The following is a 12,544-nucleotide window of genomic DNA, read 5'->3' as shown; positions in this document are numbered from 1 at the left end:
GCCATCACAGACAGCTTGAAATCAAGTGTGTATTTTGCCATAGAAAGCACCCCAAGAGTTAGTAGTGGAATGTCTAACTTTTGGGGTGCGGTTCAATTCAGGGGTTTTTTATTGCCATAAGAAAAGAGTTTATTTTTATGCTGATATGGTGCAATAACTTTATTATATAATTAAACTTGTATTTAATCATATATAATAGTTTGGATTGGTTTGTCAAATTTACAAAACGCTACAACTTTGCTAATAAGTATTACAAAAAATATGGAGTTATTGCTACAATTGATTCATTAAAAATGATACAATAAAAACAGAACAACCGTTAACTGCCCATTCTTAGTATTGCACCAGTGGGTGCGGTTGATACACAGACATTTCACCAATCGGCAAGACAAACATGAAAACCCGAGCCTTGACATTTTCACCATCGATCATATTTTTTGCAACCGTTTTGACGGCAACTGCTTTGCTGGGTGGCTGTTATAAGGTCGGCGATGCGGTCAATGGGGCGGTGTATGATATTAAGGTTCAAAAAAACAAACAGGAAAATGAACCAAAGCTAAAAAATTTTGATGATGTTGCTGATAAATACCAACCAGCAAATTCTGCTGAATTAGCAAAGTACGACTGGGTTTTGGTGTCGGCACAGATGCAGGGTGCACCAATTGAGCGTTATGAGTCGATCATTGCCAAGCGGTCGGCGACAATGAATTTTGGCGACAATTTGGTTTCATATAGTTTGGGTTGTAATAATTATCGCAGCAGCTATCAACTTAATGAGGGTGTTATTTCGCTAAATTCCATCGGTGCAACAATGATGAGTTGCAACAATGCCAATAATGGTCAGCTTACATTAAATCAAATTGAGGATAAATTTACCAATGCATTAGCCCAGTCTCGCCTAAGATTTGCCAATAATCCTGATGAGCAAACCGCAACTTTGGTGCAGCAAAAAGGGGTTGAGGTGCTGATTTGGCAAGGCGTATTAAAAAACAATATCCGCTTTGGTGAGCCTGTGCGTCTGTACTGGGAAATTGATCCAGAAACGGTCAATTGTGTGGATACCACAGGTGGCGATAAAATGTGCCTCAAAATACGCAAGGTGAATTATAATGCCGAAGGTATTAAGGTGGGTGCTGGAGCTTGGCGAACTTTTTATGGCAAGATACACGGTTTTAACCATCAGGGCAATGTGCGACAAATCATCCGCCTAAATGCCTACAATAACCCAGATGGTAAAGAAAATCCATACTATGTTTTTGACAGCATTGTCGAAAGTGAAATTATCAATGCTCAATAATGCCGCTTTCTAAGTTTGCCGTTATGTGTTTTGTTTATAAAATTAGCTGCCAATTGGCAGCTTTTTATTTGGATTGTTTTAAGTTTTGTTTAATAGCCAATGAATAAAACTTTGTATCACAGGGGTTGTTCCACGATTTTTATAATAAACCAAAGAGACGGGCTGTGTTGCGATGTGCCAATCTGTCAATACAGCGACAAGGTTTGGGTGGCAAGCTGCAGATTTTTTGTTCATCTTGCCGATACCTAGACCATTGACAATCATCTGGTCGGTGATGGTAAAATCATTACAACCAAAATAACTGTCAGGGGTGATGCTGATGCTCTGTAGCCCTTTTTGAAAGTGCCAAGGCAGACTCATTGTTTGGGCGATGATTTTGTGCTGGTGCAGTTCATCGGGTGTTTGTGGCGTGCCATGAGATGCCAGATAGTCCGCTGTGGCATAGATGCCAAATTCTACCATTTGCCAAACGCGAGCAACGGCATTGTCATTATTGATCGCACCAACGCGAATGGCGATGTCTATACCGTCTTGGATTATATTAATTTTTTCTTGATTTAGATTTAATTCAATTCTAACATCTGGGTGGCTTACCAAATAGTCATCAAGCACTGGCAGCAGGTATTGATGGGCGATGTCGGTGGCAATCGAGATACGCAACAAGCCAGCAGGGCGAGCCAAACCTTTGCGAATACTGTCAATGGCGGTATCTGCTTCTTGGAGCATTTTAATCGCATGGATAAAGAATTGCTCACCAAGCTCATTGGTGCTGATGCCTTTTTTGCCACGATTGATGAGTTGTGTGCCAAGTGCATTTTCTAGTTGGGTAAGCCGTCTACTAAGCCGAGAAACATCAACGCCAGTCAATTGTGCAGCTTGGCTTAGGCTGCCTGCTTGCACCACCGAAACAAATAAGCGAATATCATCTAAACTGGGCTGATTCATAATAGCTATCCAAAAATTTATACAAGTGTAGCGATTTTTCTTAATAAAAGCAATTTTTAAGGGGTTTTTGTTTGAGCTGTTTAATAAATGACAGCTTATCTTTGCAAATTTGCAAAATTATTTTGCCAAAATCCGCTTGTGGTTTGTATGGTTTGTTGGCATAATGGGCAAAACCAAAAACCACCATTGTTAAAATCTATCGGAGAAAAACATGACCAAGCAAGTCGCGGTACTCATTGGTAGTGCCAGTCAGAATTCTGTCAATCGCTGGGCTTTTGATTATTTACAAACGGTTGCTCCGCAATCGCTGCAATTCACCATCGTACCAATCGCCCATCTGCCACTTTATGATCGTGATTTGGATACCAAAAGCGTGCCTGCTTATGATGAATTTCGTGCGGCGATCAAGGCAGCGGATGCGGTGCTTTGGATTAGCCCTGAGCATAATGGCGGAGCGTCAGCGATGCTAAAAAATGCCATTGATATCGGTTCACGCCCAATGGGGCAGAGTGCATGGACGGGCAAGCCTTTGGCATTGATGAGCGTGAATGCGGGTGCCAGCCCACGAGTAACCGATCAGCTGCGTACATTGGCAACGGGTCCTGCGTTGAATATGCCAACACTGCCATTTGCAGCCAATGTTGGTGATATTTTTGCAGGGGCGTTTAACGAACAAGGCGAACTGGTATCAGAAAAAGGCAAGGCAACTTTGCAGGGTTTTGCCAATGCTTTTGCAGAATTTATTGAAAAATTCTAAACTATTTATTTAATTATATAGTTATCTTAAAAACCATCTGCAAGCAGGTGGTTTTTTAATTACAACGCAGACTGTTCATTTGGTGAATTTTCGGCTAAAATATGCTAAATTTCATCCACTGATTTTGGTTTATGCCACATCATTCTCATCAGCTTTCCTTAAAAGAAAAAATACACATCATCATCGAAGGCACAGACACTCCAGCAGGTAAATTGTTCGATGTGCTGATTTTAATGGCAATTATCGCAAGCGTCTTGGTGGTGATGCTTGATAGCGTGCTGTACCTGCGATTGCAGTATGGGCGGTTGTTTTTTATTGCCGAATGGTTTTTTACTGTTTTATTTACTATTGAGTATATCTTAAGAGTTTATTCATCGCCAAACCGCCGCCGTTATGCGACAAGTTTTTTTGGTATGGTGGATTTGCTTGCGGTATTGCCAAGCTACCTAAGCCTAATTTTTGCTGGTACGCAGTATCTGTTGGTGGTGCGTGTGTTGCGAATTTTGCGGATTTTTCGTGTATTTCGCCTAAAATCTTATATGCAGCAAGCAGGATTTTTGGCAGCCGCCTTTAAGACCAGTCAGCATAAGATTACGGTATTTTTCTTATCACTGCTACTGCTTGTAACGATTTTTGGTTCGGTGCTGTATGTCATCGAAGGGCCTGAAAATGGCTTTACCAGCATTCCTTTGTCGATTTATTGGGCAGTGGTAACGCTAACAACAGTCGGCTATGGCGATATTTCCCCAAAAACGCCACTGGGTCAGGCGATAGCAAGCATGGTGATGATTACAGGTTATGCAATCATCGCTGTGCCGACAGGGATTTTTACTGCCGAGCTTACTCGCACCATGCGACCACAACTACAGCCCATTTCCTGCCCGAATTGTGGCAAGTTTGGCCATGCAACCAATGCACAATTTTGTGATCGGTGCGGGCATGATTTGCATATTTAGCTAAAATTAATTATTGGATAATCAAAAGTGAATATCAAGATGCTGTGGCAAGCCGCACCAGTTACTTTGTTGCTGATAGCAGGCTTTGTGTTGGTTATGGTGATACAAAGCCTGCTTGGTGTTCGGATTGATGATCCAAGCATGGCGGATTTGCTGCGTTTTGGGGCGAATTTTTTGCCAGCGACCTTGCATGAGCCGTGGCGACTTGTCAGCAGTGGTTTTTTGCACATTGGGATTTTGCATCTGTTGTTTAATAGCTTTGCCATGTATTATTTGGGGCAAGCAGCCGAGATGATTTTGGGCGGTTTGCGATTGCTTGGCTTGTTTTTGTTGTCGGTGATGGGCGGCAGTCTGTTGGTCAATTATGAGGCGTGGCAAATGTGGCAGCTGGGCAAAATGCCAACACTGACGGCAGGTGCATCGGGTGGCATTATGGGCATTGGGGCATTTTTGTTAATCTTGGCTATGTGCAAAACACCTGTTGGCTATGTGCTAAATACCAAAGGGCTTGCCATTACGATGGCGATAAATCTGCTGATGGGATTTGCTGTTGATGGCATTAGTAATGCAGGGCATATTGGTGGCAGTTTGGTTGGTGTAACGGCGGGGGTGTTGTATACACTGCTTCATCGCCTTGCCAAGCATCAATGGTTGCCGTGGGTGATTTCTGCTGTGGTGTTGGTGAGCATTTATGCTTGGCAGATGGCTACTTGGAATGCATTGTTGTCATAAGAAAACTTGTCTAGCGGACAATTTGGGTGCCGACACCTTCTTCGGTAAAAATCTCCAGCAAACAAGCATGTGGCACTCTGCCATCAACGATGGTTGCACTGCCTAGACCTGCTTTTACGGCATCCAATGCACCTGATATTTTTGGAATCATGCCACCGCTAATTGTACCATCTGCAATCAGTGCATCAACATCTTGGGTGCGAAGCTGATTTAGGACATTGCCTTCTTTGTCAAGCACGCCTTTAATATTGGTCAGTAGTAATAATCGTTCAACGCCCAAAAATTCTGCAACACGACTGGCAACCAAATCAGCATTGATATTATAAGTATTGCCTTGTTTATCAACGCCAAGCGGTGCAATCACAGGGATAAAGTCGCTCTGGATTAGCATATCAATCACTGATTTATTGACCGATTCTACCTCGCCAACAAAGCCCAAATCAACCACCTCTGGCTGATTGTCAGCATTGGTTTTTTGTACCAAAAGTTTTTTGGCACGGATAAGATTGGCATCTTTGCCTGTCAAGCCAATCGCCTTGCCACCATGCTTGTTGATAAGGCTGACGATGGATTTATTGACCTGTCCGCCCAGCACCATCTCAACAATTTCCATGGTTGCTTTGTCAGTAACACGCATGCCATCAATTCTCTGACTCTGGCGACCTAGCTCATGAAGCAGATTGTCAACTTGTGGGCCGCCACCATGCACCACCACAGGGTGAATGCCGACTGTTTTTAGCAGTACAATATCACGGGCAAAAGAACTCTCAAGCTCGGGGTCAGTCATGGCGTTGCCACCGTATTTGATGACGATGACCTTGTCCTTGTATTTTTGGATATAGGGCAGGGCGGTGGTGATGACTTCAGCGGTGAGTTTGGCATCTGCTAAGCTAAGCGACATGATATCTCCTTGTATGATGGTGATGATTAAGCCCGATGTGTTAGTTGCGACCTGATGAGCCAAAGCCGCCCGCACCACGCTCGCTGGTGTCGCTAAATTCATCAACAACGACAAATTCTGGACGCACTATTGGTGTGATGACATACTGTGCCATGCGTTCAGCAGGGTTTAGTACAAAGTCCTCATTGCTGCGATTCCATAGCGAGACCATCAGCTCGCCTTGGTAATCAGCGTCAATCAGCCCAACCAAATTGCCCAAGACGATGCCGTGTTTATGACCAAGTCCAGAGCGTGGCAAAATGATTCCTGCAAAATTTGGATCATTGATATAAATGGCGATGCCTGTGCCAATCAGCTTGGTCTCGCCTGCTTTGATGGTTATCGGTGCATCGATGCACGCACGTAAATCAATGCCTGCTGAGCCATCGGTGGCACGAGTGGGTAGAGGGAAGGCAGGGTCTGTGCCAATTTTTGGGTTAAGGATTTTTAGTTGTACATTTTTCATGGATTGCTCAAAATTAACAAAATACAGTATGCTAAAATTAGCATTATTGTGCAATTTATGCAAGCATTACTTGCGTGCGGCATTTATTTATCACTATTTGTCAAATGGCTGCAATAAAAAAGCCCGATGGGTATCGAGCTTTTGTGATTTTAGGCATCAGCGTTGTCTGCGTCTTCGTTTGCCAACTGGCTTTGTAAGAATGCCTGTTCAAAATTCACAGGGGCAAGCAAAAGCTGTGGGAAACTGCCACGAGTTACGATGTCGCTGATGGCCTCGCGTGCATAAGGGAATAAAATATTTGGGCAGTAGGCTTGTAGCAGGTGTGGCAAATCAGCCTCTGGGATATTTTTTAGTAAGAAAATGCCTGCCTGCTGTACTTCGGCGATGAACGCAACGCTGTTGTCAAGTTTTGCAGTAACGCTGACATTTAGCACCACTTCTTTATAATCTTCATCAAGATCATTGACGCTGGTTGCGACTGTAACATCGGTTTCTGGCTGCCATGGCTTGGTAAATACTTCGGTGTTTGGCACTTCAAATGAAATGTCTTTGGTGTAGATACGCTCAAGCCCCAATTGTGGTTGATTTAGTTCATCTGACATAATATTTTCCTTAAATTAAAAATGGTTAAGCAAGCAACTGATCAAGTTTGCCTGCGTTGTTTAAGGCATTGAGTTGGTCAAAACCACCAACGAACTCATCACCAATAAAAATCTGTGGTACAGTGCGATAGCCTTTTGTTTTGTCTGATAACTGCTGGCGTTCGTCATCTGTTAGTCCACGAAAATCAATCTCATCAAACGCAACCGATTTGCTGTTAAGCAGCTGCTTGGCAGCAATGCAATAAGGGCAGGTGGCGGTGGTGTAGATGGTTACAGTTTTCATAAAAAATCCAAATTTATTTACAATGCCAATTCATGAACTCTTGCATGAATTTGGTGTATTAATTAGTATGGGGACAAGACGGCAAATTTCAAGCCAGACTCGCCTTGGGTGCATAAAAGGCGTATGGATTATTTTTTCTTGGCACCGACCAATGGTAAACCTGCCGCTTGATAACCCTGAATGCCGCCTGCCAGACGCATGAAGTTTGGGCGATTGATAAGCTGTACAGCAGCACCCGCTTGCATGCCAATATCACAAACGATAATCACAGGCACTTGAATTGCCTGCAACTCGGTTAGGCGATTTTTTAGCTCGCCAAAAGGGATATTTTGGCTGCCTGTGATATGACCTGCGGCAAATTTGTTGGCGGCACGAATATCAATAATGCGAGCGTTTTGGTTATTTACCAACAACCCAAGTTCATTGGGTGAGACCTTGCGACCACTGCGTTTGCCCTCGATGGCAAAAAAAGCAATGATAAGCACTGCCAACAGCCCAAACAATACAGGGTGGTTGCCCATAAATTCAAACCAGCGTTCCAAAATAAACTCCATGTGTTGTGTTGATAAGGGTAAAACCGATTATTTGCTATAAATAAAGACAGTTATTATAGCCAAAAATTGCAACAATTGCACCAGTTTCTGCAAAAGGCTTGTGGCTATTTGCTTGCCGCACCGTTTTTGGCTTCGTCAATCAAGCCAATCAAGCTCTCAATGCGGCGAGGCAGTACTTCACCACGATTTGCCGCCGCCCACATGGCACAGCCTTTGGCATTGGCATGGTGGCTACAATCACGAAATTGACAATCGTCTGCCAGTGGACGCAGCTCATCAAATCCTGTCAAAATATCATCAGCGGACAAATGCCAAATCCCATACTCACGAATGCCGGGTGTGTCAATAATACCGCCTTGATGCAGCTTGTGGTTGTTGTAGGCAAGCAGGCGGCTGGTGGTGGTGGTATGCTGACCCAGTTGTGAATTGGTAGAAATCTGATTGGTTGCTTGATTGGCATTTGGCAGCAGTTTGTTGATAAGACTGGATTTGCCAACGCCCGACTGCCCTGCAAAAATGCTAAGTTTGCCATCAATATGTGCCGACAGCTTATCAACACCTGTATCATCAACCAAAGAAGTGCTAATGAGCGAAAAACCACACTGCTCACCAAGTTTTTGGTAATCGCAAGCGATGTTGGCGACTTCTGGGTGCTCTGATAGCAAATCAGCCTTGTTTAAAAGCAGCAGCGGCTTTACGCCTGCAAGTTTGGCGATAAGCAGATAGCGATCGATTAAATTTACCGCAGGTTTTGGCAAGGGGGCAAAAACAATAACCAGTGTATCAACATTGGCTGCCACAGGCTTGACTTTATGATAGCGATCAGGACGCGTGATGAGCGTTGTTCTGGGCAAAAGTCGCTCAATGCGTCCCAGTCCACTGGATAAATCCAGACTAAATTGCACAGTATCAGCACAAGCAAGCATGGGCAGATTGGTGCGTGCATGACATCGCCAAATTGCCCCAAGTGTCAGCAATTGCTCATCTGAGTCATGCTCTGGCAAGATGCTGGGCAGGGCGGTGATTTGCACATCAAGCTGCTTGCCAAAATGCGAGACAATCACCCCTGTGGCAAGTGTGCCATCATTGTGGTCTTTGTGCTGATTTTGCTGAATTTGACGAGTCTGGCGTTGGGTGAGTTTGCGGCGACGAATGAGCGACATATTCATTAATTATGGTGATGGTTCAACTAACTTTAGCATAAAAATCCCAAGACGGCAAATTTATCCTTTGGCTTGGGCGTGTGATAAATTGATTGCTGATAAAATTATTAGGAGAATAATATTTATAGCTTTGATAAAAATAGCAGAATTGATTTGGTGAAACTGCATAAATCTTTTATAATAAGAGCTTTGATTGCCCAGTGATAACTTGGTGTTTTTATTAAATTTTATTTTTAAATAATTAAAAAGGTCAGCATGAGCCAACTTAATCCACGACAGCATGAAGCAATGATTCACACACAAGGGCCGCTTTTGGTACTGGCTGGGGCAGGCTCTGGCAAGACTTCGGTAATCACCCAAAAAATCGCCCATTTGATTCAGGCGTGCCATATCCCAGCGGAGCGTATCACGGCAATGACCTTTACCAATAAGGCGGCTCGTGAGATGAAAGCACGCGTCCAAAAACTTATTCCCAGCGAGAAATCTCGTGGCTTGACAGTGTCTACCTTTCACCAATTTGGCTTGCAGTTTTTGCGATTTGAGCTAAAAAACACCCCATTAAAACCCAATTTTTCTATTTTGGATGCCGATGACTGCAAAAGGCTCTTGATGGAGCTGATGATGCGGGATAATATGAGCGGTGCTGAGAGTCGAGAGTTGGTCGCCAAAGCAATCAAAATGATTTCGGACTGGAAAAATGATTTGGTTGAGCCAGAGGCTGCCGCCGAGACACTGGACGATCCTGAGGATTTGTTATTTGCCCATTTGTACGCCATGTATGAACGCAATCTGCGAGCGTATAATGCGGTGGATTTTGATGATTTGATTGTGATGCCTGTGAAAATTTTGCGTGAAAATCGTGAAGTGCGTGATAAGTGGCAAAATCGCATTCGTTATTTGTTGGTTGATGAATATCAAGATACCAATACCGCTCAATATGAACTGATTAAACTGCTGGTTGGGGTAACCGCACGCTTTACGGTGGTGGGCGATGACGACCAATCAATCTACACTTGGCGTGGAGCAAAACCTGAAAATATGGCACTGCTTAAGCAGGATTTTCCAACGCTAACAGTGGTAAAACTTGAGCAAAATTACCGCTCAACCAACCGTATCTTAAGTGCTGCCAATGCTGTCATTGCCAACAATCAGCATATTTTTGACAAGGCATTATGGTCGGATAAGGGTCATGGCGAGCCAATTCGGGTGATTACCTGTGCTAATGATTTTGATGAAGCAGAGCGGGTTGCCAAAGAGATATTGACGCACCGATTAAGGCATGGCAATACTTGGGATAAATATGCTGTGCTATATCGCAGCAACTTTCAGGCACGCTCGCTGGAGGCACAATTGCGTCAGCTTGAGATTCCCTACAAAATGTCAGGCGGCACTTCGTTTTTTGCACGCACCGAAATCAAAGATGTGATGGGCTATCTACGCATTATCATCAATCCAGATGATGATGCGGCATTTTTGCGAGTCATTAATACCCCCAAGCGTGGCATGGGTTCGGCAACGCTTGAAAAGCTGGGACTGTTTGCCCAAGAATGTGGCACTTCGCTGCTGGCGGCGTGTACGCATTCAGGATTGCGAGCGGCTGTGGGTAATAAGGCGGGTAACACCCTGCAGGATTTTGGTGAATTTATCGATCGTTATACCCAAGATTTGTACGACAACAGCGACCCGATGCCACTGGTGCGACAAATGATTGTGGAGACGGGATATATTGATTATATCAAAGAAGATTCCAAAAATCCCCAGCAAGAAAAAGGGCGACTTGATAATATCGAAATGCTGTATTCAAGCATCAGCTCACTGATTAACCGTGCCGAAGATGACGATGACAAAACCATCGATGCGGTGATTCGTAAATTGGTGCTGCTGGATATGCTAGAGCAACAGCAGGAGGAGGAAAATACCAACAAGGTAAATCTGATGACGCTGCACGCAGCCAAAGGCTTGGAGTTTGATTATGTTTATATCATCGGTTGTGAAGAGAATATTTTACCGCATCATAATGCCATCTTGACCGATAATATCGAAGAAGAACGCCGCCTGATGTATGTGGGTATCACGCGTGCAAAAGTGGAGCTGACTTTGCTGCTTGCCAAACAACGGCGTTCTGGCAGCGATTATAAAACGGTCTCGCCTTCACGGTTTTTGGACGAGTTGCCGATTGAGCATATCAACTACCCATTCCACAAAGGAATGGCTGCACAAAAAGACCCCAAGCAAGTGGCAAATGATTATCTAAGCAATATCCAAGCAATGCTTGCTGCCAAAAAGGGCTAAGTGGTAACGGTGCCTTGATGGCTAAATTTTTGGTATTTTTTAATAATTATATTTATTATAATTCATCAAATTGCGTGTGTTTTTATGCTAAGTGTGTGATATTTGACAATTATGGCAAAGAAGCGATAAGCCAATCGGGTGGGCTTTTTTGGTTGGTGGTGATGATTGGGGGTGTTTTGCCAAATATCTTGCGATTGGCTGTGCTAAGCTAGCAACGCTTGGCTTTCATAAACCCAAGCACCACCGCCAAAGCAACCAGCTGCACCGTAATAATCAGCCCAACCACCGCAGGCCACTGACCTTGGGCGTAGGCGATGGCACACGCCCATGCACCAAAAAACCCACCACCATAGTAGCTCATATAATACAAACCCGATGCCAATGAACGCCCATGGCTGACATGGCTGGTCAAATAACTGATGGTTGCTGATTGGGTGATGAACACGCCTGATGACATTAAAGTTAAGCCGATGATGATAACATATAATGGCTCAAGCAAAGTAAGCAACAAGCCAATCATAGACACAACAACCGCCAGACAGATGGTTGTAATCATACCAAAATAAACCACCACGCGTGCTGACAATGGCGTGATTATCATGCCAATCAAATAAATGGCAAAAATATTCGCAAGGCTGCTTGTGCCCAGATAATACGGTGCATCTGCCAAATACAAATTCACAAAACTAAAGCAACCAACCAAGCTAAACAGCACGCAAGCACCAAGCAGACCGCTGCTGATAACATGGGGGTTTTTGGCATGGGCAAATAAAGTGGCAAAGGCAGCTTGGAAATTTTCGCTAATGACAAATTTTTTGGAGGCAGGGAGTGTTTTATGCACCCAGATTGCTCCAAGTACTGTCGCCGTTGCCATCAACAGATAGCCTGATTGCCAGCCGATAAGATTGTCAAAATGCCCTGCAAAAAATCGCCCAGCAAAACCACCCAGTACCGTTGCGGCAACATAGAGCGACATCATCGCTGGTAGGTGGTCTTGATACTCTTCGCTGATGTAGGCAATCAGCACAACGGTGATGCCTGGAATGCTAATTCCTTGCAAAAACCTCCATAAAATCAACTGATTAATGCTATCTGCCATGCCAATCAATGCAGTCGGTAGGGCAAGTGCCAGCAGTGATGCAACAATTAGCGATTTGCGTCCATAGGCATCAGATATCATGCCCATAAATGGCGAAATGATGGCGATGGCAAGTACAGTTGCCCCAACTGCCATGCCAGCTTGTACTTCGCTTGCGGATAAATCACTCATCAGCACAGGCAAAATCGCCTGCACTGAATATACTTGCAAAAATGCAAAAAAACCAATGACGGCGATGGCAAGTTTTTCGCTGATGGTAGGCGGTGGATTGGCGGTATAGGTTGTCATAGTGGGTTTGGATTGGAATATTGTTTTATTTTATCATACTCTGCGGCGTTTGGTGGTTTTTGTGTGATGAAAGCTCTAGGCTTGCTTGATTTGTTGATAAAAAACCAAAGTGGCGTGCGTGCTGATGGTGATTTGTCAGAGATGACATTGCCCAAAAACCACCAAAAATG

Annotated in this window: 13 protein-coding genes; 5 read left to right on the top strand and 8 right to left on the bottom strand. The window is 44.1% G+C overall.

Annotated features, from left to right (window positions below; all coding sequences use genetic code 11):
* The first annotated feature begins 394 nt into the window (after window positions 1–394).
* The gene (locus tag BW928_RS06580; RefSeq protein WP_076555442.1) at window positions 395–1,297 is read left to right on the top strand and encodes an META domain-containing protein; all 903 of its coding nucleotides are present in this window, start codon (window positions 395–397) and stop codon (window positions 1,295–1,297) included.
* A 78-nt stretch (window positions 1,298–1,375) separates the two neighbouring features.
* On the opposite strand, the gene BW928_RS06575 is transcribed toward BW928_RS06580, so the two are convergent.
* On the bottom strand, window positions 1,376–2,242 hold the full coding sequence (locus BW928_RS06575) for a LysR family transcriptional regulator (protein ID WP_076555441.1): 867 nt from the start codon (window positions 2,240–2,242) through the stop codon (window positions 1,376–1,378).
* A gap of 211 nt (window positions 2,243–2,453) precedes the next feature.
* On the opposite strand from BW928_RS06575, the gene BW928_RS06570 reads away from it, so the two are divergent.
* The 3 genes from BW928_RS06570 to BW928_RS06560 all read left to right on the top strand — a co-directional run bounded on the left by BW928_RS06570 (window position 2,454) and on the right by BW928_RS06560 (window position 4,687).
* Entirely contained in the window at window positions 2,454–2,999 is a 546-nt protein-coding gene (locus BW928_RS06570; protein ID WP_076555440.1) for an NADPH-dependent FMN reductase, read from the top strand.
* 131 nt (window positions 3,000–3,130) lie between these two features.
* A complete protein-coding gene (locus tag BW928_RS06565; protein ID WP_076555439.1) occupies window positions 3,131–3,955 on the top strand; it encodes an ion transporter in 825 nt (274 codons plus the stop codon).
* 27 nt (window positions 3,956–3,982) lie between these two features.
* Window positions 3,983–4,687, top strand: a complete 705-nt coding sequence (locus BW928_RS06560; RefSeq protein ID WP_076555438.1) for a rhomboid family intramembrane serine protease — start codon at window positions 3,983–3,985, stop codon at window positions 4,685–4,687.
* Between the two features lie 10 nt (window positions 4,688–4,697).
* Here the strand turns inward: BW928_RS06560 and argB are convergent, their stop codons facing one another.
* The 6 genes from argB to rsgA form a co-directional block, all read right to left on the bottom strand.
* Complete coding sequence (argB, locus tag BW928_RS06555) at window positions 4,698–5,588, bottom strand: acetylglutamate kinase (protein ID WP_076555437.1); 891 nt, start codon at window positions 5,586–5,588, stop codon at window positions 4,698–4,700.
* A 40-nt stretch (window positions 5,589–5,628) separates the two neighbouring features.
* Window positions 5,629–6,093, bottom strand: coding sequence for a dUTP diphosphatase (dut, locus tag BW928_RS06550; RefSeq protein ID WP_076555436.1), 465 nt, complete (start codon window positions 6,091–6,093; stop codon window positions 5,629–5,631).
* Between the two features lie 149 nt (window positions 6,094–6,242).
* Window positions 6,243–6,695 carry a protein-export chaperone SecB gene (gene secB, locus BW928_RS06545; protein ID WP_076555435.1) on the bottom strand — a complete coding sequence of 151 codons (453 nt, stop codon included), beginning with the start codon at window positions 6,693–6,695 and terminating at the stop codon, window positions 6,243–6,245.
* A gap of 25 nt (window positions 6,696–6,720) precedes the next feature.
* Window positions 6,721–6,978: a glutaredoxin 3 gene (gene grxC / locus BW928_RS06540; RefSeq protein ID WP_076555434.1), complete on the bottom strand. Its 258-nt coding sequence runs from the start codon at window positions 6,976–6,978 to the stop codon at window positions 6,721–6,723.
* A gap of 128 nt (window positions 6,979–7,106) precedes the next feature.
* Window positions 7,107–7,520 (bottom strand): rhodanese-like domain-containing protein, encoded by a 414-nt coding sequence (locus BW928_RS06535; RefSeq protein WP_076555449.1) that lies wholly within the window; start codon window positions 7,518–7,520, stop codon window positions 7,107–7,109.
* A 116-nt stretch (window positions 7,521–7,636) separates the two neighbouring features.
* The gene (gene rsgA, locus BW928_RS06530) at window positions 7,637–8,695 is read right to left on the bottom strand and encodes a ribosome small subunit-dependent GTPase A (protein WP_076555448.1); all 1,059 of its coding nucleotides are present in this window, start codon (window positions 8,693–8,695) and stop codon (window positions 7,637–7,639) included.
* 255 nt (window positions 8,696–8,950) lie between these two features.
* On the opposite strand from rsgA, the gene BW928_RS06520 reads away from it, so the two are divergent.
* On the top strand, window positions 8,951–10,987 hold the full coding sequence (locus BW928_RS06520) for a UvrD-helicase domain-containing protein (RefSeq protein ID WP_076555432.1): 2,037 nt from the start codon (window positions 8,951–8,953) through the stop codon (window positions 10,985–10,987).
* 208 nt (window positions 10,988–11,195) lie between these two features.
* Here the strand turns inward: BW928_RS06520 and BW928_RS06510 are convergent, their stop codons facing one another.
* Entirely contained in the window at window positions 11,196–12,374 is a 1,179-nt protein-coding gene (locus BW928_RS06510; RefSeq protein WP_076555430.1) for an MFS transporter, read from the bottom strand.
* Window positions 12,375–12,544: the final 170 nt, after the last annotated feature.

Origin of the sequence: Moraxella cuniculi DSM 21768 (assembly GCF_900156515.1) — a bacterium.
Lineage (GTDB): Bacteria > Pseudomonadota > Gammaproteobacteria > Pseudomonadales > Moraxellaceae > Moraxella > Moraxella cuniculi.
The sequence above is the reverse complement of the archived record's forward strand: the minus strand, read 5'-3'. Positions and strand labels throughout refer to the sequence as shown.